Here is a 25,428-nt window from a genome sequence, read left to right on the forward strand (position 1 = left end):
AAATGGAAAAGGTGTGAATATATTAGTGAAGGAGGAGAGGTTATGTATGTCAGTTCTATTTTGAAAATTGAAGAGGTGGCAGCATTTATTGCGAATATGAATAAAGATGCTACTCATCATGTTGGCTATTGTGGAGATGAGAAAGAGGAGTTGTTACAGACAATTATTCATGATTTTTCAGATATAGGCTGGGAACAATCTTTTGTTGCTACTTATGAGAATAATAATTTAATAGGTTTATTAGGATTTGATGTGGATGAAGTAAAGAAATGTGCAGAGATATGGGGGCCGTTTATTATCGCAGAGAATTGGGAAGAAGTTGCTTTACATATGTGGAAGGAACTTATAGAAAAGGTGCCTTTTCATATTGAGAGATTTTATGGTTTTTATCATGTGGAAAATAATAATTGTGCCCGTTTAATGAGGAATTTACATGCAAAAGAACAAGGTCGACATAGTATTCTCGTTTTAAATAATATTGTGGAGCACCGTATTATATGTAATGTAGAAGAGGCTTTACCACAAGTGTTTGAGCAGTTTATCGCTTTACACAATCATGTGTTTTCTAATACGTATTATGACGGAAACGAAATTATTGAACGTTTAAGTAATACGAATAAATTATTTGTAAGTATGAAGAATGATAAGTTAGAAGGTTATGTATATGTGGAAGTAAATCCAGAGTTTCAAGAAGCGAATATCGAATTTATTGCAACCGCTGAAAATAGTAGAAGAAAAGGTGTCGGAGAGCGGTTATTACAAAAGGCAATTCAGTATATTATTTCCTTCCAAGGAATGAAGGAGATAGAATTATGTTTGAATACGAATAATGATCGTGCGATGAAATTGTACAAGAAAGTAGGATTTGAGGAGAAGGCATGTTTACAACACTATATAATAGAGTGAAAACCCATTCGTATGAAAATTATATTTCATACGAATGGGTTTTATTAATCTACTTTTCCCTCAGTTGTTACGGATTCAGAAGTAATTTGAGGTGCTAATCGTTACATAACCTTTTTTATTTTTTTGGGGATTTCTTTCGTTTGCGAATTAACATCTTCTTTTTTTAGCTCTTTAAAAAGAGAAGTGACCATAAGAACGACTACAATAGAAAATGGTAGCGCAGCAATTATAGCTGCGATTTGTAGTGCATTTAATCCTCCAGCTTGTAATAAAATAGCGGCAATTATCGCGATTGTTAATCCCCATATAAGTTTTAAACTATTTTTCGGTGATAAGCTTCCGTTACTCGTTTGCATTGAAACAACAAATGTTGCTGAATCGGCAGAAGTAACGAAAAATGTGGCTACTAAAATTAACCCGATAATCGTTAAAAAGGTAGAAAATGGTAGATGTGAAATAACAGCAAATAATCCAATCTCTGTACCATTTTTTGCAATTTCATCAGCTATTCCAAGCGATTGGAACATTTCCATATGAATTGCGGTACCACCAAATACTGCAAACCAAAATGTACAGATAAGAGTTGGGACTAATACAACTCCAAAAATAAATTCTTTTATTGTGCGTCCTTTAGAAATACGTGCGATAAATGTGCCGACGAATGGAGACCAAGAGATCCACCATCCCCAATAGAAAATAGTCCAGTTTTCAATCCAAGAAGAAGATTTTTCACTAAATGCTCCTAAATTTAATCCCATACTAGGTAAAGCGCCGATATAAGAACCGAGTGTAGATGTGAAATATTTCATAATAAATACAGTTGGTCCTAAAAGTAAGAAAGAGATGAGTAAAATACCTGCAAGAGAGAAATTCAAGTTACTCAAATATTTAATCCCACGATCTAAGCCAGTTTGTGCACTTGTTAAATATAAAACAGCGAAGATAGCTATAAGTACGAGCTGAGTAAGTAAAGTGTTATGAATGGAAGGGAATAAATAGCTTAATCCTCCAGCAATTTGTTGAGCACCAATCCCAACAGATGGTACAATGCCAAATACCGTGGCTAAAACAGCTAGAATATCAACTGTTTTTCCAATACGAGAATTTTTCGATCGATTAAATAATGGAGTAACTGTAGCCCCAATTGTGCTACCTTTTTGTTTGCGGAATGTGAAATATGCAATTGTTAAAGCGACCATTGCGTATAGTGACCACGGAAAGAGTCCCCAGTGGAAAAATGAATATTGCATAGCGAGTTTGGCGCTTTCTTCTGTACCTGCTTTTCCTGTTAACGGATCTGTAAAATGTGAAATCGGTTCAGCGATTCCATAAAAGAGGAGTCCAATTCCCATTCCTGCCCCAAACAACATGGATAGCCAAGATGGATAATTATATTTTGGCTTTTCTCCATCTTTACCAAGACGAATAGAACCGTACTTGGAAAATGCTAAATAAGCAGCCAAAATAATCATTGTAGTCATAAGTAGAGAGTAAAACCATCCAAATTTATTGAGGATAAATGAGTTTAAAGAAGATGTAACACTTTGTAAATCGTAGCCTTGTATCCAACTTGCTGGGGTAATTCCCCATATAATGAATAATGTTGTTAGCAAGAAGGAGATATAAAATACACTGTTTTCTTTTTTTATCATAGAATCCCACCCTTATTTAATAAAGTTAACAATTATAATAATCATAACAATTAAGTTTTTAATTGTCAAAAAATTCCCTTTTTATAATGTGAAAGGATGCAATTTGTTTTAGGGAGGTAAAGAGCAATGCGTTCACGATATGTACAAATTATAGGAAGAAATAATATGAAATATTGCATTTTATATTGTTACATCCAGATTTTATGTTAAATTCTTGAATGGAATATTAAAATAGGGGGTCAGGATATGAACAAGAAATCAAAGATCAATAAAGTGATGCTTAGCATTAGTACAATGGCTTTATCGTTAGGCGCACTTCAAACTCATGCAGCAGCGGAAGAAAAAGTACCGTATAACGTGTTAAAAACGAAACCGGTTGGAATTGAAAAGTCGGTAGATGAAGTTGGACATATTTCAAAAGTTGATGAAACTTTATCATTTCAAGAACGTTTAAAAGTAGGAGATTTTTCACAGCGACCAGCATCTATTACGAAGAAAACTGCAGTAAAGCAGGTTAAAGAAAGCTATTCAATGGCTGATTTAAACAAAATGAATGACCAAGAATTAGTTGAAACGTTAGGCAGTATTAAATGGCACCAAATTACAGACTTATTCCAGTTTAATGAAGATACAAAGGCTTTTTATAAAGATAAAGGAAAAATGCAAGTCATTATAGATGAATTAGCTCATAGAGGTAGTACATTTACGAAAGATGATTCAAAAGGAATTCAAACGTTTACTGAAGTGCTGCGTTCAGCTTTTTATCTTGCATTTTATAATAGTGAATTAAGCGACTTAAATGAAAGAAGCTTCCAGGATAAATGTTTACCTGCTTTAAAAGCAATCGCAAAAAATCCAAACTTTAAGCTTGGTACAGTTGAACAAGATACAGTCGTATCTGCGTACGGTAAATTAATTAGTAATGCTTCAAGCGATGTTGAAACGGTTCAATATGCATCGAATATTTTAAAGCAATACAATGATAATTATACTACTTATGTAAATGATCGAATGAAGGGACAAGCAATATACGATATTATGCAAGGTATTGACTATGATATGCAGTCGTACTTAACTGAGGCTCGTAAAGAAGCGAATGAAACGATGTGGTATGGAAAAGTAGATGGGTTTATTAATGAAATAAATCGTATTGCTCTTCTAAATGAAGTAACGCCAGAAAATAAATGGCTCGTTAATAATGGCATTTATTTTGCTAGCCGTTTAGGGAAGTTTCATAGCAATCCAAATAAAGGATTAGAGGTTGTTACACAAGCGATGCATATGTACCCGCGCTTAAGTGAACCGTATTTTGTTGCGGTAGAACAAATTACAACAAATTATAATGGTAAAGATTATAGCGGGAATACAGTAGATTTAGAGAAAATACGTAAAGAAGGAAAAGAGCAATACTTACCAAAAACGTATACATTCGACGATGGATCAATTGTGTTCAAAACAGGAGATAAAGTATCAGAAGAAAAAATTAAGAGACTATATTGGGCTGCGAAGGAAGTAAAGGCACAGTATCACCGTGTAATTGGAAATGACAAAGCGTTAGAGCCAGGAAATGCGGATGATGTATTAACGATCGTAATTTATAATAGTCCAGATGAATATCAGTTAAATAGACAATTGTATGGATATGAAACAAACAACGGTGGAATTTATATTGAAGAGACAGGTACATTCTTTACATATGAGCGTACACCAGAGCAAAGTATTTATAGTTTAGAAGAGTTATTCCGTCATGAATTTACTCATTACCTGCAAGGTAGATATGAAGTACCAGGTCTATTTGGAAGAGGAGATATGTATCAAAATGAAAGGTTAACTTGGTTCCAAGAAGGAAATGCAGAGTTTTTCGCAGGATCTACTCGTACGAATAACGTTGTACCAAGAAGGAGTATAATTAGCGGATTATCATCTGATCCTGCAAGCCGTTATACAGCAGAGCGTACACTATTTGCTAAATACGGTTCTTGGGATTTCTATAATTACTCGTTCGCATTGCAGTCTTACTTATATACGCATCAGTTTGAAACATTTGATAAAATTCAAGATTTGATTCGTGCGAATGACGTGAAAAATTATGATGCATATCGTGAAAATCTAAGTAAAGATCCTAAGTTAAATAAAGAGTATCAAGAGTATATGCAGCAGTTAATTGATAATCAAGATAAATATAATGTACCGGAAGTAGCAGATGATTATTTAGCTGAACATGCACCGAAATCGTTAACTGAAGTGAAAAAAGAAATTAGTGATACGTTGCCTATGAATGATACAAAAATGACAAAACATAATTCTCAATTCTTTAATACATTTACATTAGAAGGTACGTATACAGGTAGTGTCACAAAAGGTGAATCAGAAGATTGGAAAGAAATGAGTAAAAGAGTAAATGAATCTTTAGAACAATTGGCGCAAAAAGAATGGAGTGGCTACAAAACTGTTACAGCATACTTCGTCAATTATCGTGTGAATAGCTCAAATGAATTTGAATATGATGTAGTCTTCCATGGAATCGCAAAAGATGATGGAGAAAATAAAGCTCCAACGGTTAATATAAATGGCCCTTATAGTGGTCTTGTAAAAGAGGGAATTCAATTTAAAAGTGATGGCTCAAACGATGAAGATGGAAAAATTGCTTCTTATTTATGGGAATTTGGAGATGGAAGCACAAGCGCAGAAGTGAATCCAGTACATGTATATGAAAGAGAAGGTTCTTATAAAGTATCGTTAAGAGTAAAAGATGATAAGGGAAAAGAGAGCAGAAGCGAAACAACTGTTACGATTAAAGATGGAAGTTTAACAGAATCAGAACCAAATAATCGTCCAGAGGAAGCAAATCGTATCGGGCTAAATAGTACTATAAAAGGTAGTCTTATTGGCGGGGACCACACTGATGTTTATACATTTAATGTAGCATCAGCGAAAGATATCGACATTTCTGTTTTAAATGAGTATGGAATTGGGATGACATGGGTACTTCACCATGAATCAGATATGCAAAATTATGCAGCTTACGGTCAAGCCAATGGGAATCATATAGAAGCGAAATTTAATGCAAAACCAGGCAAGTATTACTTGTATGTATATAAATATGATAATGGCGATGGAACGTACTCATTATCAGTAAAGTGAAACTTTAATCATTCATCCCCCAATGATTATTAGCCCACACCAATCGGGGGAAAATAAGCGCTTTTCCAATGTATGTTTAACTTTACTTTTTGTGGAAAATAGTATATTATATAGATATATAATATATCGGTTATTTTCTAGGAGGAGCCTGTCACAATAGGTTTCTCCTGTTCTTTTTTATGGGCCTGTTTTACAGGCTTTTCTTTAAAGAGTAAATAACTGAAAATTAAGAACTATAATCTTTGAAAGAGGTGGGGCATACACATAACAAAAAAGGGATTGTTTAAGAAAGGGGGATAAGAAATGGTCTTGTTTGGTTATCCACTTGAAACAATTTATTTATATGGATTTATTATTGCTACTATACTCACTGTTATTTATATCTTCTTTGGAGATATATTTGAATCGATATTTAGTTTTGGGGGCGGATCTGTATCCGTTGTTACTTTATTACTTAGTTTCTTCGCCATGTTATGTGGGCTTAGTTATATAGGAGAGTACTTATTTTCCTTTAATAGTATTACTATTTTCGGGGCTGCATTTGCTATATCTTTTATCGGTGTTTTCATCATGAAAATACTAATTTTAAAACCGATTGCAGAAGCAGAACAAAATACCGTACAACGTATGGATGAATTTATCGGTTGCAAAGGAGAAGTCATTACGACAATTCCTACAGAAGGATTTGGTGAAGTATTAATTTTATCCCAATTTGGAAGTAATGCAATCCCAGCTAAAACTGTTGGAAAAAAAGATATTTCGCAAGGAACAGAGGTTATTATCGAGGGAGTCCAAGATGGTGTTTTACTTGTACAAAACATCGCTTATTCTTTAAAAAAACCAAAATTATAAGGGGGAATTTACATGACGATTCCATTAATTATCGGTGGAGTTTTACTGGCAATTTTAATTCTACTCATTTTAGTATTCATTACGAAGTATCGTACGGTTGGTCCAGATGAAGCGTTAATTGTTACAGGGAACTGGCTTGGTGGAGGAAAGAATGTTGTTACCACTGATGATGGAAAGAAGATTAAGATTATCCGCGGGGGCGGTACTTTCGTAGTTCCAATTATGCAAAGAGCAGAGCCTTTAAGCCTATTAAACTACAAATTAGAAGTTGGTACACGTGATACGTATACGAAGCAAGGTGTTCCAGTTACAGTAAATGGTGTTTCTATTATTAAAGTAGGTTCTACAATTGAAGAAGTATCTACTGCAGCTGAGCAATATTTAGGAAAAGAAACAGAAGAGTTAAAAGTAGAAGCAAAAGAGGTTTTAGAAGGTCACTTACGTGCAATCTTATCTTCTATGACAGTAGAGGATGCGTATAGTAATAGAGAGCAATTTGCTCAAAAGGTACATGAAGTAGCTTCTACAGATTTAAAGAAGATGGGACTTCGCATTGTTTCTTTCACAATTAAAGAAATAATGGATAAAAACGGATACTTAGATGCGCTTGGTCAGCCGCAAATTGCGACAGTTAAGCGTGATGCAACAATTGCAAATGCAGAGCGTGAAAAAGAAGCACGTATTGAAAAAGCACGTGCTGAAAAAGAGGCAAAAGAAGCAGAATATCAACGTGATGCACAAATCGCTGAAGCTGAAAAACATAAAGAATTAAAAGTACAGTCCTATAAGAGAGAACAAGAGCAAGCACGTGCAGATGCGGATCTTTCTTACGAATTACAACAAGCGAAAGCACAACAAGGTGTTACAGAAGAGCAAATGCGCGTTAAAATCATTGAGCGTGAAAAGCAAATCGAGTTAGAAGAAAAAGAGATTGCGCGTCGTGAAAAGCAATATGATGCAGAAGTTAAGAAAAAAGCCGATGCAGATCGCTATGCTGTTGAGCAATCAGCGGAAGCAGAAAAAGTAAAACAAATTAAAAAAGCCGATGCGGATCAATATAAGATTGAAGCAGAAGCGAGAGCACGTGCAGAAGAAGTACGTGTAGAAGGTTTAGCGAAGGCGGAAATTGAAAAAGCACAAGGTCAAGCGAAAGCGGAAGTACAAAAAGCGCAAGGAACAGCAGAGGCAGATGTTATTAGATTAAAAGGTTTAGCAGAAGCAGAAGCGAAACAAAAAATCGCAGAAGCATTTGAATTATATGGTCAAGCGGCAATTATGGATATGGTTCTTAAAATGCTTCCAAGTTATGCGAAGGAACTTGCAAGTCCGCTTAGTAATATTGATAAAATCACAGTTGTCGATACAGGCGGCGGTGGTAAAAATAGCGGGGCCGGAAAAGTTGCGGGTTATGCGACTGATTTAATGGCAACGATGCAAGAAACGTTAAAAGCTTCTTCTGGCATTGACTTAAAAGAGCTATTAGAAGGATTTGCAGGAAAAGGAGCGGTACAACAATTATCAAGCGATAAACCTGTTGTATCTGTAGTAGAAGATGAGAAAAAAGAAGTAGATAAAGAATAGTAAGGTGGAAAGAACCTCTAGTAAGTGAAATACTAGAGGTTCTCCTATGAATTATAATATTTCGAATAATATACATTTTTATACATTGTTTTAATTATTTAATTTATATAGAATGAAAAAGATATGTATCAATTCTTTAGATGTATAAAAAGATAGAGAGTCTCATTGATACATTTAAATCGTATTATTTTTATAGAAAGATTAAATGTTAATTAATTACATTTAAAACGGTATGGAGGGGTAGAAGTATGTTTCAAGGGAAATTAAGGAGTAGTAGTTTAAAAACAAAGTTACTTGTATCATTTATTATTATTTTAATTCTTCCAAGTATTGTAATTGGTTGGACGTCTTATCAACAGGCGAAGACGAATTTTAATGAAACAATTTTAAACTCGGCGAAAGATAATATAAAAATTTTGGATAATGTAATTAATAAGGAATTGGATAGTAAAAAAATAGATGCAACTTATTTTACGAAATTATTTACACAATCAAGTTACCAAGCAGATCAAATTCAAAACATACAAAATAAACTAGAAGAATACAATAAACTGCATCCAGAAATGGAAGCAATCTATACAGGATCTAGTAATGGACAGTTCATTCAATCACCAGCTATTCAGATGCCAGATGGATATAATCCTACAGAAAGAGATTGGTATAAAGAGGCAGTGAAGAAAAGCGGAGAAGTAATTGTAACTGCTCCATATAAGTCAAAAACGACAGGAAATATTGTTATTACACTAGCAAAACAAAACGAGGATAAAAGTGGAGTTCTTGGGATTGACTTAATCATTAATGATATTGTTACTACTTCTAAGATGGTTAATATCGGTAAGGAAGGATATGTAGCGATATTTGATCAAGATAAAAATGTAGTAGCGCACCCGAAAATGAAGCCAGGAGAGAAATTAGAAGAGAAACTTAGTAAAGAATTGTATAAACAGGAAGCTGGGGATTTTCATTATTCATTAGATGGTGAAGATCGCAATATCACTTTTAAAACGAATAAGAAAACTGGATGGAAAATAGCAGGAATTATGCCTTCCAAAGAAATTATCGAAGCGGCTGAACCTATTTTCTATAAAACAATAACTGTTCTTGGAATTTCACTAATAATCGGTGGGATTGTAATTTACTTCATAATTGCGTCTATTATTAAACCGTTAAAACAACTTGTCATATCATCGAAGAAGATTAGTGAAGGTGATTTAACAGAATCAATTACAGTTCATTCTAAAGATGAAATTGGACAGCTAGGAGAAAGTTTTAACGAGATGGCTGCATCGTTACAAAGTGTCATTTCCAATATAAACACTTCAGCAAGTCATGTAGCGGCATCTTCAGAAGAATTAACAGCTAGTATGAAGCAGACAAGCGAAGCAACGGAACAAATTACACAGGCGATAGAGCAAGTATCAAGTGGTGCAGAAATACAAACGAAAGAAGTTGAAGAAGGAGCAACATTGTTAGAAGAAGTTACAGAAGGAATTCAGCGTGTTGCAGATAGTTCTTCATTAGTATCTACAGCCTCTATGTATACGAAGAAAAAAGCTGAAAATGGTGGGAAGTTAGTTGAACAAACTGTGAATCAAATGCAATTAATTCATGAGTCTGTTTCACAGTCAGACAAAATCATTGGTTTGTTAGACGATAAGTCGAAACAAATTGGAGCAATCCTTGAAGTGATTCAACATATTGCAGAACAGACAAATTTATTAGCGTTAAATGCGGCAATTGAGGCTGCGAGAGCTGGAGAGCAAGGAAGAGGATTTGCAATTGTAGCAGATGAAGTGCGAAAGCTAGCAGAACAATCAGGACAGTCTTCTACGGAAATTGGGAAACTAGTGAAAGAGATTCAATTTGATATAAAAGAAACAGTAAGCTCTATGAATCAAGTTGGAGCAGAAGTACAATCAGGACTTGTAGTTGCAAATGAAACGAAGCAAAGCTTTGCCGAAATATTGAAGTCTACAAATGATACAGTTGTACAAATTGATAGCATGGTAGATGTAGCAAAACAAATGACGGTAGATGCAAAACAAGTAAGTGCATCTATTAATGAAATTGCAGCTACAATTGAAGAAAATGCAGCAAGCGTTCAAAATATTGCTGGTTCTTCAGAAGAACAATTAGCTTCAGTAGATGAAATAAATGCAGCAGCAGTCCATTTATCACAAATGGCAGAAGAATTACAAGAGATGATTAGTAAGTTTAAAGTGTAATAACAAATATTAAGAAACGAGGTAATAATTTTACTTCGTTTCTTTTTTTATGAGAAGAAAAAGAAAGAAATATAGAGTAACCGTGTTATGATTAAGTATAATTAAAGAGACTGTATATTCTTTAAATTCTATCTTTAATCATGTTAGGGGAATGGTTTTGAAATTTAAAAAATTAAAACTCCAACCGAGAATTACATTAACTATTAGTACACTTATTTTAGTGGTACTTCTGCTAACGAGTTATTTATTTTATTACATATTATCTGAAACGGTAGAAGAGCAAATTGGGAAACGGGCTTTGCATGTTGCGAAAACAGTTGCCGCGATACCAGAAATTCAGGAAGCTTTTCAAAAAGAAAATCCAGCTTCTATTATTCAGCCAATCGCAGAAAAAATTCGAATGGATACAGAGGCTGACTTCATTGTAGTTGGAAACAAAGAGGGGATTCGTTATGCGCATCCTGAGCGAGATAAAATAGGAGAAAAAATGGTTGGCGGAGATAATAAAGGCGTTTTATTAGAAGGAAAATCATATGTTTCGAAAGCAACTGGATCATTAGGCCCTTCATTACGCGGAAAAGTTCCAATCCGTAATCAGGAAAATGAAATCATTGGTGTGGTGTCTGTTGGATTTTCAATGGCTGATATTCATGGAGCGGTAGAAGTGTATGGAAAGCGTGTATTTTGGATTACAATAATAGGGCTATTAATTGGAGTAATCGGCTCTATATATTTAGCGGCAAGTATAAAAAGAATGATGTTCGGGATGGAACCAGAAGAAATTTCATCTTTATATGAAGAGCATAGTACAGTGATTCAATCTGTACGTGAAGGGATTATTGTAATCGATAAAAATGGCATGATTAGTTTAGTCAATCAAGCAGCTTATGATATTCTTTCGCTACATAAACAACAAAATATTATTGGGGAATTTATTTTAAATGTAATTCCTAATTCAACGATACTAGATGTACTTCAAACTGGTGAAGAACAGTTTGATCGCCAATTAAATATAAAAGGACAGGCTGTTATTGCGAACCGTCTACCTATTAAAGTAAAGAATAAAGTAACTGGCGTTGTATCGAGCTTACGTTTGAAATCTGAAATGGATCAGTTAACAGCAGAATTATCTCAGACGAAGCAATATACAGAGGCATTACGAGCGCAAGCGCACGAATATAACAATTTATTGTATACGCTTTCAGGTCTTATTCAATTAGAATCATACGAAGATGCTTTAGAGCTTATTCATAAGGAAACAGCGGTATATCAAGATTTTGTTCAATTTATTATGAAGCGGATTCAAAATCCATGGCTAGGTGGAATTTTAATTGGATTTTATAATAGAGCACGAGAGTTGAAGATTGATTTTATGCTAGATAGAGAAAGTGGTTTAGAAAAATTAAGTCCACATATTGAGAGTAATTATGTCGTTTCTATTTTAGGAAATTTAATTACGAATGCATTTGAAGCAATTGAAAAAAATGAAGAGAATGATAAGAAAGTAAGGATGTTTGTAACTGATATTGGAGAAGAAATATTAATTGAAGTGGAAGATTCAGGGCAAGGGATTCATGATGAAATAATTACTAGCATATTCTATAAAGGCTTTTCGACGAAAGAAGGAGGAGAGCGAGGATATGGATTAGCAAAAGTGAAAGAGTTAGTAGAAGATTTAAATGGAAGTATTGCAATTGAAAAAGGGGATTTAGGTGGTGCGTTATTTATTATTGCACTACCGAAAGAGAGAGGCGAATAGTAATGGGTGAGGAGATTGAAGTATTAATTGTAGAAGATGATATTCGGATTGCTGACATTCATCGTCGTTTTACTGAGAAAATTGAGGGATTTAAAGTAATTGGAACGGCAACGACTGGAGAACAAGCGAAAGAATGGCTAGAGCTTGTGAAGCCACAGCTTGTTTTATTAGATGTGTACTTACCTGATATGCAAGGAACGGAACTTGTCACATATATTAGGCATCATTTGCACGATACAGATATTATTATGATTACAGCGGCATCGGAAACAGATGTAGTGAGGCACGCCCTGCGGGGCGGAGTAACAGATTATATCGTAAAGCCACTAATGTTTGACCGATTTAAAGCAAGTCTGGAAGGCTATCAAAAAAAGATTATACAGTTAAAGAAAAATAATCAATTATCTACGGAGCAAATTGAATATTTATGGTCTCAAAGAGGGGTGAAGGGAGATCAAATAGAATATGCCCCGAAAGGGATAGATCCTTTAACTTTAGCGAAAATAAAAAAGCATATGTTAACAGTTAATGAAGAAGGGATTACAGCAGAGGTGCTAAGTTCAATGGTAGGCGTAAGCCGATCAACTGCAAGGCGTTATTTAGAGTATTTGATATCTGGGAAGAAAGTCCACGCAGAGCTAATATATGGAAGTGTTGGGAGACCCGAGAGACGTTATTTTCTTGTTTCTTCATAATAAAAAACAGTAGAGGATTTTATTCCTTCTACTGTTTTTTTGCATCTTATATTGGAATAATCCCAATTACAATTCCGGTAATTAACATAACCATTGTCGTTCCAACGGCCCACAATAAAGTGAAGCGTTGATGTTCACCGAAATCAACTTTTGCCATTCCGACCAATAAATAAGTGGAAGCGACAAGAGGACTTAATAAGTGAACGGGTTGCCCAAGTAAGGAAGCACGTCCCATTTCAGCTGCACTAATTCCGTAAGTAGCAGCAGCTTTCGTCAAAATAGGTAATACCCCGAAGTAAAATGCATCATTAGACATGAAAAATGTGAATGGCATACTGAGAAGTGCTGTAATAATTGGCAATTGTGGTCCAAGTGCATCTGGTATAAGAGTTACTACACTGTTAGCCATTGCATCTACCATTTTTGTTCCAGATAAAATACCAGTGAAAATACCGGCAGCAAATACGAGAGAAACAACTGCTAATACATTCCCAGCATGAGAAGCAATACGTTCTTTCTGTTGCTCTAAGTTTGGATAGTTAATCATAACAGCGATAGCAAAAGCGACTGTAAATAAAACAGGTAATGGCATAACTTCTAGTATGAGACAGACAAGTAATGTGGCGGTTAATAAAAAGTTAATCCATAGAAGTTTAGGGCGTTTATGCACTGCTGCTTCGACAGTTGCAGCTTGCTCATCCATTGTTTGCATTTGTTTTAAATACTGTACATCCATAATTCCTAAACGTTTTCTTTCTTTTTTTCCAAGATAGTAGGCAACGAAAACAACCCAAATTGCACCAGCAATCATTCCTGGAATAAGAGGTGTAAATAATTCGGAAGCCTCAAGCCCAAGTGCGCTCATAACACGAGCTGTGGGTCCACCCCAAGGTGTAAGATTTGTTACCCCTGCCCCTAACATAACAACTCCAGCTAATATGAGGGGGTTCATTCCAAGGCGCTTATATAGTGGATACATTGCGGAAACTGTAATCATGTATGTTGTTGTACCATCACCATCTAGAGAAACGATAATAGTTAATATAGCCGTTCCGACAACGATTTTTAAAGGATCTCCTTTTACAAATTTTAAAATCTTACTAATGACAGGATCGAATAAACCGCTATCAATCATAATCCCAAAATATAAAATAGCGAACATAAGCATAATACCAGTAGGTGCTAATTTTTGGATCCCCTCTAACATCATAGGTCCCATATCGGCATAGAATCCGCCAATTAATGCAAAAATACTCGGAATTAATATTAATGCTACTAGCGCTGACATACGTTTCGTCATAATTAAAAACATAAAGACAAATACCATCGCAAATCCAAGTAGTGCTAACATGTAATTTCCCCCTCAAAAGAATGATTGCGCTTTCAAAATAGAATAAAAATTCAGAAAAAGGTTTTTTATTTATAATAAAAGCATCTATTCAAATGGTAAATAATTTGAAAAATAACATCATTAGAAGCATAATTTTTATTTTGTTCATTTTGTTCACGGTAGTTAATTTGAATTTTTAAAAAGTAAGCTGCTTCTCGTAAGAATGGTAGAATAAGATGAAAATAGTGAAGTGTGAAATAGGGAGTAGATGTTATATGAAAACGAGAATTGAAGAGATTTATAGCTCTTATGAAGGAAAAGTAGAGGAGATTTTTATTAATGAATCTTCTTACGTATATGAATGGGAAAAATTACTGATGATCCGAAAAAATGACGGTGAGCTTAAAAAAATTGCAGTCGGGATTAGTGGAAATATAAGATTGGTAAATGTAGAAGTTGGACAGGAAATTAGTGCGGATACATTATTAGTTAAATTAGAAGATGATTTGTTAATTACAGGTTGCGAGTGATGAGAGATGTGTAGAAATAACTACACATCTTTTTTTGTTTCCTATATTACAAAAAGCACATTGTTTTTTCACAAATCTCACACAACCTTTTGGTATTCTTTTCGTGGAGTATACGGTTTCTAGGGAGGAATATTGATGAAAGTAAAATATGTCGTACTTGCTATATGTTTATGTTTCGTATTTACGGTAGTCGGGTGTGGGAAAAAGGAAACAGCAGCTGTTGCCATTGATGAGAAACATGATAAATGTGATATTTGCCAAATTGGGGTAACAGATAATCAATTTGCAACAGAAATTATTTTAGAAAATGGAAAAGCGTTAAAGTTTGATGATATCGGTTGTATGTATAAATGGATGGAGATCAACTCAGATGAAAAGACGAAAGAGAAATTTGTCCGAGATTATGATTCGAAAGATTGGATTTCGTTAGAAGACGCTACTTACGTATATGATAAAACAATAACGACACCGATGGCTTATAATGTCATTTCATTTAAAAATAAAAAAGATGCAGAGAGCTTTGTATCTAACTATAAGGGGAAAGTTCTTTCGTATAAAGAGCTAGCAGAGCATAAATGGGAAATGAATAAAGAGATGATGGGGAAACCGAAAGCAGGAAATCATGGTGGACATCATTAATAGAAAAAGACAACTATGTAGTTGTCTTTTTCTATTATTACTCAGGTGCAAATATAGAAAAGGTGTAAAATTTTTAGCAGAACGGTTACAATGGAATATAGTAACCTAAAGCAATCATTTATGTACTTTTTAGAAATGTATACAAATGCGGTAAAAACGTGCTAAACTAATTGCTTCATAATGTTAATGATGGGGCCATCAGGCGTATCATTTCAATAGGTTGAGAAACATAGTATAAGCTTAAGATAATCCGATTAAAGAAGGAATCTAAAGGGCTTATGGATAAATGTACTCAAGAAGAGTTATTGTATGTGATGGAGGAATGGTTAAGAAAACATTATCTTTCATAGGAGCTGTAGTTGTGAGAAAACAAAAAATTTTATTATGTATTTTATTAGGACTTTTAATGACGGTAGTGGCTTGCGATAAGCAAGAAGAACCAGAATCGAAACCGGTTCATGTGAAAAATGAGAAGAAAAAAGAGAAGCATAAAGAACAGGAAGAATCTAAAGAAGAGAAAAGTATAAATTTAATGGACAAACAGTTGTTACTTTCAGCTACTCTTGGAGACACAGAGACAGCTATGAAGTTGATTCAGGATGGAGCGAATATAAACGTAGAAGGTGACAACGGAGAAACGCCTGTCCTTGCAGCGACGTACCAAAATCATGTAGAGACAGTTAAAGCATTAATTGGTGCAGGTGCTAATATTGAAATTAAAGATGAGAAAAAAAGTAATCCACTTCTTTATGCAAGTAGAGAAGGATATACGGATATTGTAAAAGTATTAATTAATGCAGGAGTTAATACGAAAGAAACGACTAGGTCAGGTGGGACAGCACTTATTTCTGCATCTGAGCGTGGCCATGTAGAGGTTGTTAAAGAATTATTAGAGCATACAGATATTGATGTGAATTATAAAAATGAACGTGGTGGAACAGCGTTATTAGAAGCAATTGTATTAGGAAATGGTAGTGAAAACCATAAGAAAGTAATTCAATTACTTATTGATCACGGTGCAGATGTAAACATGGCTAACAAGGAACATCTGACGCCACTGCAATACGCTGAAAAAAGAGGTTTTAAAGATATTGTAAATATGTTGAGGGTAGCTGGAGCGAATGAAGTAGTACAGCCACAACAACCAGTAGAGTAAAAAACGAAAAATAATCCCATTTAGATAGACAGAATGAAGAAATCAGTTAGTATGATGGATTCAGTAATGTGTATTTGAATGGGATTTTTATTTTGAACATGAAAAATAGATTATGAATGGATGGTAAATGGAGTAAATAAGGAGGCAACCTTATTTGGCAATTGTAAAAAATGAAAAAGTAGTTTCTGTTTGTTGCAGTGCCAGAAGTACGCCCGTAGCTGCTGAGGCAAGTGTGGAAACTTTAGCGGAGTTTCAAGGGAACGGATATGGTACTGATGTTGTTACAGCCTGGGCCATATCAATACAAGAGAAAAGGCGCATTCCACTTTATAGTACTGCTTGGGATAACTTTAGTTTGCAAGCAGTGGCAAGCAAACTAAAAATCATTAACTATGGAATGAATTTACATATTGATTGAATTTTAAGTATTGTTTCGTTCTATTTATTTATATTTTAATATCTAGATTAATGTAAATAATGATATGGTGAATATTAACATTCGATTAACACCTAATTAACAATCTATCAAAACTGACTTAATAAATGCGTAATATAGTAAAGGTAACAAAATAACTAGGGTAGAGAACATTTGAGAACACCCACTTACATATAATGTGCCACTTTCTTAGGTGTGCTCTATTCCTTAGAGTTCAAATAAGGAGAAAGGCGTTCTATGTAAGTAGGTGTTTTTAGTTTGGATAAAAATAGAACAGTTAGGTGGAATAAATGTTTAAAGAACCTTATATTGCGATGATAAAGGATTGGAAAGGATACAAAGCATACAAAAAATTGCCGAAAACAGTTTTTCTTATGACTGGTTCAATGCTGGAATTACCAGAGCGTGTATATGAATTGCAGAAACATGGACATGATGTATTTCTTCATTGTGATTTTATACAAGGCTTAAATACGAATACAGAGGAAGCGCTTTTGTATATTCAAGATGTTATCGGGGCACAAGGTATTATTTCAACAAAGGGTTCAACAATTCGAAATGCTAATAAAATTGGATTGAAAACAATTCAACGTATTTTTATTGTAGATACTTTATCTCTTACTAAATCAATTGAAAATTGTAAAACGACTAAACCAAATGCAGTAGAGATTATGCCGGGGATTATGCCTTCTATTATTAAGCAGCTAGTAGAGGAAATAGAGTTTCCTATTATTGCAGGAGGGCTGATTCAAACGCGAGAAGATGCGGAAATTGCAATTCGTGCAGGAGCAAGTGCGATTTCAACAAGTCATTATGAAGTATGGATACAAGAAGAAAAAAGGAGTGCAACCTTGTGATTGAATTGAAAAATGTTTCAAAGGTATATAAAAATGCAGAAGAGACAGCGGTTAAAGGCGTATCGGTTCATATTAAGAAGAGTGAATTTTTTGTTTTAGTTGGACCTTCGGGATGCGGGAAAAGCACATTATTACGAATGATCGCTGGCTTAGAAGAGATTTCTTCAGGAGATTTAATTATTAATGAACGTGTTGCAAATGATCTAGAGCCGAAAGACCGTAATCTATCAATGGTATTTCAAAATTATGCATTATATCCACACTTATCTGTAGAAGAAAATATTTTATTTGGACTTAAGGTAAGAAAAGTACAAAAAGAAGAGCGACAAAAGCGATTAATGGAAGCTATTGAAATGGTAGGACTGAAAGAGTATGTGAAAATGAAACCAGGCCAATTATCAGGCGGACAAAGACAGCGTGTTGCACTTGCCAGGGCAATTGTGAGTCAAGCGCCAATCTGTTTAATGGATGAACCACTTTCGAATTTGGATGCGAAATTACGTGCGCAAATGAGAATTGAAATTAGAGAAATTCAGCAGCGATTAGGAATTACGATGATTTACGTTACCCACGATCAAATAGAAGCGATGACTATGGGTGATCGTATCATGGTTTTAAATAAAGGAAGTATACAGCAAGTTGGAACACCACTTAACATATATAACGAACCAGCAAACGAATTTGTTGCAAGCTTTATAGGTTCTCCTTCTATGAATATAAATCATGGGGAAGTAAATAAAGAAAAAGGTGTATTACATATAGGACAATTGCAAATTCCATTATCTATTAGACAGTTAAAGCAATTACCAGAAGGAACAATTCGCATAGGCATGCGCCCTGAGCATATTGCACTGTCTGAGGAGGGACAAGAAGTGACGTTGCAATCTGTAGAAGTATTAGGGAATGAATCTATATTGAACTTTGCGGTAAATGGAACAACTTGGAGTGCGAAAGTTATCGGACAGTTACTCCTGAACAAAGGTGACAAAGTAAAATTATTATTCTCGCAAGAAAAGTTATGCTTCTTTAACGAAAACACGAATGAACGCTTAAAAGTGGTAGGTGAAGAAGAGTTGAAAGTGGTGGCGAAATAATGATCGAAGTAAGTAAGTTACCAGTTCAAACAAAGGTGTCAAAAAAGAAAAAATTATGGGAGAGAACGAAAGATTTAAGAATAGGATTATTGTTTTTGGCGCCATCTATTTTGCTATTTTCGATTTTTCTGTTCTATCCATTGTTTAGGACGATTTATTATAGTTTTTATTTAACCGATATACATGGAGAAGCTAATCTTTTCGTTGGCTTAGAAAATTATCAATATTTATTCTCTGATCCAGCCTTCTACAAAAGTATAAAATCAACTTTATTATTTGTTTTATATACAGTTCCTACGAGTATTATATTTGCTTTGTTTCTTGCATTGATTGCAAATGGAAAGGTAAGAGGTATTGGGTTATTCCGAGTTCTGTTTTCTTCGACGATGGGAATATCAGTAGCTGCTAGTGCAGTGATTTGGCTATTTTTATTTCATCCAAGTGTAGGATTATTTAATAATATATTAGCCTCTATGAACCTTCCTGCAATCGCATGGTTAACGAGTCCGGACTGGGCACTATTCTCTGTATCAGTTACAACAGTTTGGGTGAATACAGGTTTTGCATTTTTAGTTATATTAGGTGGTTTACAAAATATTGATACGTCTTTATATGAGAGTGCATCTATAGATGGTGCTAGTTATTTATATAAGCTTCGCCGTGTTACATTACCGATGCTATCACCAACTTTATTTTTTATTGTAACAGTAACATTAATTAGTGCGTTCCAAAGCTTTGGACAAATTGATATTTTAACGCACGGTGGACCAAATGATGCAACGAATTTAATTGTGTATTCGATTTACAAAGAGGCGTTTGTGAATCATCAATTTGGAACAGCAAGTGCACAAGCGATGGTATTATTTGTTTTCATTTTCGTTGCTACATTACTTCAATTTAAGTTTGCTGAGAGAAAGGTGCATTATAAATGATTGTTAAACAGTGGAAACAAAATTTCCTATTATACATGCTACTCATTATTAGTGCAGTGATGGTATTTTTTCCTGTACTGTATGCATTTTTAATAAGCTTTATGACACCAGACGATATTCAAATGAGAAGGTTATTTCCGACCCAGTTTACTTTTGATAATTTCATTAATATTTTTCAAAAAGTACCGCTTTTTACATACTTATATAACAGTTTAATTGTATCGACAGTCGTTATGATTGGACAACTTATCGTATCAAGTTTAGCAGCTTATGCTTTTGTTTTTCTTCAGTTTAAAGGGAGAAACTTAATTTTCTTCCTGTTTATTTCAACGATGCTTATTCCGTGGGAAGCAACGATGGTGCCTAACTTTTTAACGATTCAAAACTTTGGCTGGATCAATAGTTTCGCCGGGATGACAGTGCCGTTTTTTGCAACAGCTTTCGGTATTTTCTTGTTACGTCAACATTTTATGACACTCCCGAATGAACTGAAAGAAGCTGCTTTTATTGAAGGGATTGGAAATATAAGATTTTTATTCAGCGTTGTAATACCGTATTGTAAAACGAGTTTTATTACGCTTGGAGTATATAGCTTTTTAACAACATGGAATATGTATTTATGGCCACTTTTAGTGACCACTGATGAAAAAGTAAGAACAGTGCAAATCGGTGTAAAGCAGCTTCAGTCTCAAGAAGTTGCAACTGATTGGGGAAGCGTAATGGCCGGTGTTACGGTTATCGTTATTCCAACATTGATTTTACTATTTTTAGGGCAAAAGCAATTACAACAAGGATTAACAAAAGGTGCAATTAAATAACTAAGAGAAGGTGAGATTTAAATGAGTCTAGTTAAAAAAGGTGCTGCTCTATTAATGGTAGCAACAATGGCATTATCTAGTGCAGCTTGTTCAAATAGTAAAACAGAGGGAAAACCTGAAGTACAGGCAAAAGTAGCACCAGTTGAAAAAAATGGTGATAAAACTGTAATTCGCTTCTGGCATGCGATGGGTGGAAAAACACAAGGAGTATTAGATGGTCTTGTTGCAGACTATAATAAGTCGCAAAATAAATATGAGATAAAGGCAGAGTTCCAAGGGACATATGAAGAGTCTTTAACGAAATTTAGAACGATGTCTGCAACGAAAGAAGCGCCAGCTCTTGTTCAATCGAGTGAAATTACAACGAAATATATGATTGATAGCAAAAAAATCACACCAATTGATAGCTGGATAAAAAAAGATAAGTACGATACGTCAAAATTAGAAAAAGCAATTACAAATTATTATTCAGTTGATGGAAAAATGTATTCTATGCCATTTAATTCATCTACACCAGTATTAATTTATAATAAAGATGCTTTTGCAAAGGCGGGCTTAGATCCAGAGAAAGCTCCAAAAACATATGCGGAATTACAAGAAGCAGCGAAAAAGTTAACGATTAAAGAAGGCGGAAATGTAAAACAATATGGATTCTCCATGCTTAACTACGGTTGGTTCTTTGAAGAATTGTTAGCGACACAAGGTGCTTTATATGTAGATAACGAAAACGGCCGTAAAGATGCTGCAAAGAAGGCGGTATTTAACGGTAAAGAAGGACAGAAAGTATTTGGAATGTTAGATGATTTAAATAAAGCTGGCGCACTTGGAAAGTATGGAGCAAGTTGGGATGATATTCGTGCCGCGTTCCAATCTGGACAAGTTGCTATGTATTTAGATTCTTCAGCAGGTGTTCGTGATTTAATCGATGCATCTAAGTTTAATGTAGGTGTTTCATATATTCCGTATCCTGAGGATTCGAAACAAAATGGTGTTGTTATTGGTGGAGCATCATTATGGATGACGAATATGGTTTCAGAAGAAACGCAACAAGGTGCTTGGGACTTTATGAAATATTTAACGAAGCCAGATGTACAAGCAAAATGGCATACTGCAACAGGTTATTTCTCAATTAATCCAGATGCATATAATGAGCCATTAGTAAAAGAGCAATATGAAAAATATCCACAGTTGAAAGTAACAGTAGATCAATTGCAAGCGACGAAGCAATCTCCAGCAACACAAGGGGCTTTAATTAGTGTATTCCCAGAATCACGAGATGCAGTTGTAAAAGCATTAGAAGCGATGTATGACGGGAAGAATAGTAAAGAAGCGTTAGATGAAGCTGCCAAAGCAACAGATAGAGCAATTAGCATTTCAGCTCGTACGAGTCAAAAATAAGAGAAAGCCGTATCCTTAAAAGGGATACGGCTTTCTTTATAGGGAGATAAGGGATCAAAGAAATGATGAAGTCTTATCTCTTTTATATGAGTAAAGGGTCTAGAGTGAATGTTGTCCTTTTCATTATTTATTTAACTCCATTGCGACTTGTTTACCATTTACGAAACCCTCTACTACCGCTACTACAACTTCCATTACTTTTTTCATCTCTCATCTCTCCTTATTTTTTGTTTCATTTCTTACTCTCAGTATAAGGAAATACAGTAATTACAACTATCGAATTGGATGACAAGAGACTTACATTGTTGTAAGGATAATAGTTTAGTTTGTAATAAAGTGAAACTGTAATCAGTGGAGGGCTTACTGCCCGTTAATGCGGGATTTCAATTCTGAACTTTCTGTCGTTTTGAACTATAATTAGAAAGAGGGGGGATAATATGAAAAGAATTCTTGTTATTAGTGATATTCATGGAGAGATAGAAAAGTTCGAACATTTATTGGAAGAAGCTCAATATGATGCGAAACAGGATCAATTAATCTTACTGGGAGATTATGTAGATCGTGGTCCAAATGCGCGTGCTGTAATTGAAAAGGTAAGAGAATTGAAAAAAGATGGAGCACTCATTTTAAAAGGAAATCATGAAGATATGATGATTAAGGCGTTAACGACAAATGAGGAACGTTCATGGAACCATTGGGTAAAAAGAAATGGTGGAGATAAGACATTATATAGCTATGGATTTGTAGAAGAAGATATTGCGGTTAATGAGAAAGACTTCCAAAAACCGATTTTACACTCTCGTGTATTAGAGGAACATATAAAGTTTATTCAAGAATTAGATCATTACATTGAAACAGAAGAGTATATATTTGTACATGCTGGGGTTGAACCGATGAAACGAGTTTCTGAATCTGAACCATATACATTAATGTGGATCCGTAATGAATTTCATAATGGATATAGCGGTGAAAAGGTTATTGTATTTGGGCATACGGAAACAAAAACGCTTCATGGTAGTGAGGATTGCGGAGTGTATTTTGGTAGTAATCGTATTATTGGGATTGATGGCGGGGCTGTGTATGGCGGTCAGCTAAATTGTTTAGAGTTGCCGAGTAAAAAGGTATATGTAATAAAAAATTGAAAGAGATAAGAGGAATCTTATTTCTTTCAATTTTTTATTAAGCTAAATTTAAGACAAAGTTTTTATAATAAAACTTCAAAATTTTAGAAGGAAATAGTTAAAAATGAAATTACGTAATGTAACTACATTCTTTTGTTATGAAGAGAAGAAATGTAATAATAAATAGAATTGAACTATTTGATGGAAGGTGAGAGCATGCGTTTACTTGTAGTAGAAGATAATGCTTCGTTATTAGAGTCTATCGTACAAATTTTACGTGATGAATTTGAAGTAGATACGGCAATAAATGGAGAAGATGGATTGTTTTTAGCTCTTCAAAATATATATGATGCAATTTTGCTGGATGTGATGATGCCAGGGATGGACGGATTTGAAGTGATTCAAAAAATACGAGATGAAAAGATTGAAACACCAGTCCTGTTTTTGACAGCGAGAGATTCTTTAGAAGATCGGGTGAAGGGATTGGACTTTGGTGGAGATGACTATATTGTTAAGCCATTTCAGGCCCCTGAATTAAAAGCGAGAATTCGTGCTTTACTACGCAGAAGTGGTAGTTTAACAACGCAGCAAACAATTCGCTATAAAGGCATTGAATTGTTCGGAAAAGATAAAGATGTTCAAGTAGATGGAAAAGGTATGAAGTTATCATTAAAACAATATGAGCTTCTAGAGTACCTTGTTCAAAATAGCGGAAAGATTTTAATGCGTGAACAAATTTTTGATCGCGTCTGGGGATTTGATTCAGATACGACAGTAGCGATTGTAGAAGTGTATGTGCATCATTTACGTAAAAAATTAGAGCCATTCGGTTATCAGAAAGATATTCAAACCGTTCGAGGTATTGGATACATATTAAAAGAACAATGAAAAAGGGAAGCATGTTTCAGAAGACGCGCATTCGATTGACTATAATAAATTCGTTAGTATTTATCATTTTGATAGGCGTATTAGGCAGTATTATTTATTCGTACACATACAAGCGTATTTATAGTGAAGTAGATCAATCTATAAAAATGATAGCTCAGTATAGAGAAAAATTAGATGTTAAAGTACCACCAAGAAAACGCATGGAGAATATCCAAATTGGAGATCCGCGAGTAACTAGAATAACTTGGAATGGGAAAATAGTGAAAATAGAGGGCGATAACCGTAAATTCCGTTCTATTTTTGAAGAGAATTTGGAAAGTTTTTCTCCCGAAAAATTAGAGGAGTTACAAGATATTGAAGTACAAGGACGATATTTTAGATCATTTTCGCTTCAAAAAGATGGAGAAATAGTTCAAATCGTGCGAGATATAACAGCGGAAGAAGGAATGTTAAATACTTTATTTTTAATTCTCGTTATAGGTTGTAGCATAGGAAGCCTCTGTGCGATAGGTATTGGCTTTTTCCTAGCTGGTAGAGCACTTGTACCTATTCAAAGTTCATGGGAGAAACAGCAACAATTCGTTTCTGATGCATCACATGAACTCAGGACACCACTTGCAGTTATTCAATCAAAAACGGATGTTTTATTCCAGTCACCATCCGCTACGATAGAAGAAAAAGCGATGGATATTTCTACAATTTCAAAAGAATGTAGGCGGTTATCGAAACTCGTTAGTAATTTATTATTGCTAGCACGTTCTGATTCTAATCAAATTGAGATGGATAAGAAAACATTTGAACTTGATAAATTGTTAGAAGAAATAGTAGCTCCATATAAAGAGATTGCTTCTTATCAAGAAAAAGAAATGATGCTAAAAGTAGAACGTGGTGTATCTTTTATGGCTGATAGAGAGCGGATTCATCAAATGATGGTCATACTGTTAGATAATGCGATGAAGTATACAAACGAAGGTGGGCATATTCAAATTGATTGCACGCAAACGAGTAGTTCAATTCGCATACAGGTGAAAGATGACGGGATAGGAGTGAAAGAAGAAGATATTCCGAAATTATTTAATCGTTTTTATCAAGGGGATAAAGCAAGAAGTACGTCAGAAGGAGCTGGATTAGGTCTTTCAATCGCAAATTGGATTGTAGAAAAGCATTACGGAAAAATATCAGTAGAGAGCAAATGGGGAGATGGCACTTGTTTTGAAGTGATTTTCCCTAAAAACCAAAAAATATAAGTAAGAAGACGACCTTGTTTTTACAAGGTCGTCTTTTTTTAAGGGAAAGTTAAGAAACTATTTATATTATGTATGGCATAAAGAAAGTTCGTTACATGAAGAAGAGATTAGGTGTATGTGAGTGGGGTTTATCAATCATAATGTTATCTCAAGCAGCGATGAGATGTA

General features: G+C 34.5%; 20 protein-coding genes and 2 pseudogenes. 20 read left to right on the forward strand and 2 right to left on the reverse strand.

The genetic code is table 11. The annotated features are described in order from the left end of the window. Window positions 1–42 precede the first annotated feature (42 nt). Window positions 43–906: a GNAT family N-acetyltransferase gene (locus ACS2QP_RS12305; RefSeq protein ID WP_000289531.1), complete on the forward strand. Its 864-nt coding sequence runs from the start codon at window positions 43–45 to the stop codon at window positions 904–906. A gap of 101 nt (window positions 907–1,007) precedes the next feature. Here ACS2QP_RS12305 and opuD read toward each other — a convergent pair whose 3' ends face one another. Further along, a complete protein-coding gene (gene opuD / locus ACS2QP_RS12310; protein WP_000591573.1) occupies window positions 1,008–2,558 on the reverse strand; it encodes a glycine betaine transporter OpuD in 1,551 nt (516 codons plus the stop codon). Window positions 2,559–2,804: 246 nt separating this feature from the next. On the opposite strand from opuD, the gene colA reads away from it, so the two are divergent. The 7 genes and pseudogenes from colA (at window position 2,805) to ACS2QP_RS12345 (ending at window position 12,814) form a co-directional block, all read left to right on the forward strand. Then, window positions 2,805–5,702 (forward strand): collagenase ColA, encoded by a 2,898-nt coding sequence (gene colA / locus ACS2QP_RS12315; RefSeq protein WP_326263102.1) that lies wholly within the window; start codon window positions 2,805–2,807, stop codon window positions 5,700–5,702. A 303-nt stretch (window positions 5,703–6,005) separates the two neighbouring features. Then, window positions 6,006–6,554, forward strand: coding sequence for an NfeD family protein (locus ACS2QP_RS12320; protein ID WP_000242445.1), 549 nt, complete (start codon window positions 6,006–6,008; stop codon window positions 6,552–6,554). A gap of 12 nt (window positions 6,555–6,566) precedes the next feature. Continuing rightward, window positions 6,567–8,135: a flotillin family protein gene (locus tag ACS2QP_RS12325; protein WP_000155008.1), complete on the forward strand. Its 1,569-nt coding sequence runs from the start codon at window positions 6,567–6,569 to the stop codon at window positions 8,133–8,135. A gap of 248 nt (window positions 8,136–8,383) precedes the next feature. Next, window positions 8,384–9,418 (forward strand): annotated as a pseudogene (locus ACS2QP_RS12330) (HAMP domain-containing protein); the annotation flags it as partial. An 81-nt stretch (window positions 9,419–9,499) separates the two neighbouring features. Then, the gene (locus tag ACS2QP_RS12335) at window positions 9,500–10,360 is read left to right on the forward strand and encodes a methyl-accepting chemotaxis protein (protein ID WP_370622813.1); all 861 of its coding nucleotides are present in this window, start codon (window positions 9,500–9,502) and stop codon (window positions 10,358–10,360) included. A 151-nt stretch (window positions 10,361–10,511) separates the two neighbouring features. Then, a complete protein-coding gene (locus ACS2QP_RS12340; protein WP_438882466.1) occupies window positions 10,512–12,119 on the forward strand; it encodes an ATP-binding protein in 1,608 nt (535 codons plus the stop codon). A 2-nt stretch (window positions 12,120–12,121) separates the two neighbouring features. Continuing rightward, on the forward strand, window positions 12,122–12,814 hold the full coding sequence (locus tag ACS2QP_RS12345; protein WP_000503461.1) for a response regulator: 693 nt from the start codon (window positions 12,122–12,124) through the stop codon (window positions 12,812–12,814). Window positions 12,815–12,860: 46 nt separating this feature from the next. Here the strand turns inward: ACS2QP_RS12345 and ACS2QP_RS12350 are convergent, their stop codons facing one another. Continuing rightward, the gene (locus ACS2QP_RS12350; RefSeq protein WP_103622894.1) at window positions 12,861–14,165 is read right to left on the reverse strand and encodes a CitMHS family transporter; all 1,305 of its coding nucleotides are present in this window, start codon (window positions 14,163–14,165) and stop codon (window positions 12,861–12,863) included. A 254-nt stretch (window positions 14,166–14,419) separates the two neighbouring features. On the opposite strand from ACS2QP_RS12350, the gene ACS2QP_RS12355 reads away from it, so the two are divergent. The 12 genes and pseudogenes from ACS2QP_RS12355 (at window position 14,420) to ACS2QP_RS12410 (ending at window position 25,260) form a co-directional block, all read left to right on the forward strand. Then, the gene (locus ACS2QP_RS12355; RefSeq protein ID WP_000857376.1) at window positions 14,420–14,674 is read left to right on the forward strand and encodes a hypothetical protein; all 255 of its coding nucleotides are present in this window, start codon (window positions 14,420–14,422) and stop codon (window positions 14,672–14,674) included. 135 nt (window positions 14,675–14,809) lie between these two features. Further along, the gene (locus tag ACS2QP_RS12360) at window positions 14,810–15,313 is read left to right on the forward strand and encodes a nitrous oxide reductase accessory protein NosL (RefSeq protein ID WP_000865665.1); all 504 of its coding nucleotides are present in this window, start codon (window positions 14,810–14,812) and stop codon (window positions 15,311–15,313) included. A gap of 286 nt (window positions 15,314–15,599) precedes the next feature. Beyond that, the gene (locus tag ACS2QP_RS12365) at window positions 15,600–16,469 is read left to right on the forward strand and encodes an ankyrin repeat domain-containing protein (RefSeq protein WP_000287336.1); all 870 of its coding nucleotides are present in this window, start codon (window positions 15,600–15,602) and stop codon (window positions 16,467–16,469) included. 142 nt (window positions 16,470–16,611) lie between these two features. Beyond that, window positions 16,612–16,887: pseudogene (locus ACS2QP_RS12370) on the forward strand (GNAT family N-acetyltransferase); the annotation flags it as partial. 308 nt (window positions 16,888–17,195) lie between these two features. Continuing rightward, window positions 17,196–17,762 (forward strand): glycerol-3-phosphate responsive antiterminator, encoded by a 567-nt coding sequence (locus tag ACS2QP_RS12375; RefSeq protein WP_000472003.1) that lies wholly within the window; start codon window positions 17,196–17,198, stop codon window positions 17,760–17,762. Continuing rightward, window positions 17,759–18,856, forward strand: a complete 1,098-nt coding sequence (locus tag ACS2QP_RS12380; protein WP_438882467.1) for an ABC transporter ATP-binding protein — start codon at window positions 17,759–17,761, stop codon at window positions 18,854–18,856. Before ACS2QP_RS12375 ends, ACS2QP_RS12380 begins: the two co-directional genes overlap by 4 nt. Continuing rightward, entirely contained in the window at window positions 18,856–19,788 is a 933-nt protein-coding gene (locus tag ACS2QP_RS12385) for a carbohydrate ABC transporter permease (protein ID WP_000573797.1), read from the forward strand. Before ACS2QP_RS12380 ends, ACS2QP_RS12385 begins: the two co-directional genes overlap by 1 nt. After that, the gene (locus ACS2QP_RS12390) at window positions 19,785–20,606 is read left to right on the forward strand and encodes a carbohydrate ABC transporter permease (RefSeq protein ID WP_000635946.1); all 822 of its coding nucleotides are present in this window, start codon (window positions 19,785–19,787) and stop codon (window positions 20,604–20,606) included. Before ACS2QP_RS12385 ends, ACS2QP_RS12390 begins: the two co-directional genes overlap by 4 nt. A gap of 21 nt (window positions 20,607–20,627) precedes the next feature. Further along, complete coding sequence (locus ACS2QP_RS12395) at window positions 20,628–22,004, forward strand: ABC transporter substrate-binding protein (protein ID WP_000060609.1); 1,377 nt, start codon at window positions 20,628–20,630, stop codon at window positions 22,002–22,004. A gap of 437 nt (window positions 22,005–22,441) precedes the next feature. Continuing rightward, window positions 22,442–23,146 (forward strand): metallophosphoesterase family protein, encoded by a 705-nt coding sequence (locus tag ACS2QP_RS12400; RefSeq protein ID WP_000821949.1) that lies wholly within the window; start codon window positions 22,442–22,444, stop codon window positions 23,144–23,146. Window positions 23,147–23,341: 195 nt separating this feature from the next. After that, on the forward strand, window positions 23,342–24,013 hold the full coding sequence (locus ACS2QP_RS12405; protein ID WP_001238621.1) for a response regulator transcription factor: 672 nt from the start codon (window positions 23,342–23,344) through the stop codon (window positions 24,011–24,013). Further along, window positions 24,010–25,260, forward strand: a complete 1,251-nt coding sequence (locus tag ACS2QP_RS12410; RefSeq protein ID WP_438882468.1) for a sensor histidine kinase — start codon at window positions 24,010–24,012, stop codon at window positions 25,258–25,260. The genes ACS2QP_RS12405 and ACS2QP_RS12410 overlap by 4 nt, the downstream gene beginning before the upstream one ends. Window positions 25,261–25,428 lie beyond the last annotated feature (168 nt).

Source organism: Bacillus cereus group sp. Bce019 (assembly GCF_051781745.1).
In the GTDB taxonomy this organism is placed as follows: domain Bacteria; phylum Bacillota; class Bacilli; order Bacillales; family Bacillaceae_G; genus Bacillus_A; species Bacillus_A cereus.

What these genes read in the sequence shown, in the direction of transcription:
- ACS2QP_RS12305 (WP_000289531.1), top strand. Translation starts at nt 43, where the DNA reads ATGTATGTCAGTTCTATTTTGAAAATTGAAGAGGTGGCAGCATTTATT.
- opuD (WP_000591573.1), bottom strand. Translation starts at nt 2,558, where the DNA reads ATGATAAAAAAAGAAAACAGTGTATTTTATATCTCCTTCTTGCTAACA.
- colA (WP_326263102.1), top strand. Translation starts at nt 2,805, where the DNA reads ATGAACAAGAAATCAAAGATCAATAAAGTGATGCTTAGCATTAGTACA.
- ACS2QP_RS12320 (WP_000242445.1), top strand. Translation starts at nt 6,006, where the DNA reads ATGGTCTTGTTTGGTTATCCACTTGAAACAATTTATTTATATGGATTT.
- ACS2QP_RS12325 (WP_000155008.1), top strand. Translation starts at nt 6,567, where the DNA reads ATGACGATTCCATTAATTATCGGTGGAGTTTTACTGGCAATTTTAATT.
- ACS2QP_RS12335 (WP_370622813.1), top strand. Translation starts at nt 9,500, where the DNA reads ATGAAGCAGACAAGCGAAGCAACGGAACAAATTACACAGGCGATAGAG.
- ACS2QP_RS12340 (WP_438882466.1), top strand. Translation starts at nt 10,512, where the DNA reads ATGGTTTTGAAATTTAAAAAATTAAAACTCCAACCGAGAATTACATTA.
- ACS2QP_RS12345 (WP_000503461.1), top strand. Translation starts at nt 12,122, where the DNA reads ATGGGTGAGGAGATTGAAGTATTAATTGTAGAAGATGATATTCGGATT.
- ACS2QP_RS12350 (WP_103622894.1), bottom strand. Translation starts at nt 14,165, where the DNA reads ATGTTAGCACTACTTGGATTTGCGATGGTATTTGTCTTTATGTTTTTA.
- ACS2QP_RS12355 (WP_000857376.1), top strand. Translation starts at nt 14,420, where the DNA reads ATGAAAACGAGAATTGAAGAGATTTATAGCTCTTATGAAGGAAAAGTA.
- ACS2QP_RS12360 (WP_000865665.1), top strand. Translation starts at nt 14,810, where the DNA reads ATGAAAGTAAAATATGTCGTACTTGCTATATGTTTATGTTTCGTATTT.
- ACS2QP_RS12365 (WP_000287336.1), top strand. Translation starts at nt 15,600, where the DNA reads ATGTACTCAAGAAGAGTTATTGTATGTGATGGAGGAATGGTTAAGAAA.
- ACS2QP_RS12375 (WP_000472003.1), top strand. Translation starts at nt 17,196, where the DNA reads ATGTTTAAAGAACCTTATATTGCGATGATAAAGGATTGGAAAGGATAC.
- ACS2QP_RS12385 (WP_000573797.1), top strand. Translation starts at nt 18,856, where the DNA reads ATGATCGAAGTAAGTAAGTTACCAGTTCAAACAAAGGTGTCAAAAAAG.
- ACS2QP_RS12390 (WP_000635946.1), top strand. Translation starts at nt 19,785, where the DNA reads ATGATTGTTAAACAGTGGAAACAAAATTTCCTATTATACATGCTACTC.
- ACS2QP_RS12395 (WP_000060609.1), top strand. Translation starts at nt 20,628, where the DNA reads ATGAGTCTAGTTAAAAAAGGTGCTGCTCTATTAATGGTAGCAACAATG.
- ACS2QP_RS12400 (WP_000821949.1), top strand. Translation starts at nt 22,442, where the DNA reads ATGAAAAGAATTCTTGTTATTAGTGATATTCATGGAGAGATAGAAAAG.
- ACS2QP_RS12405 (WP_001238621.1), top strand. Translation starts at nt 23,342, where the DNA reads ATGCGTTTACTTGTAGTAGAAGATAATGCTTCGTTATTAGAGTCTATC.
- ACS2QP_RS12410 (WP_438882468.1), top strand. Translation starts at nt 24,010, where the DNA reads ATGAAAAAGGGAAGCATGTTTCAGAAGACGCGCATTCGATTGACTATA.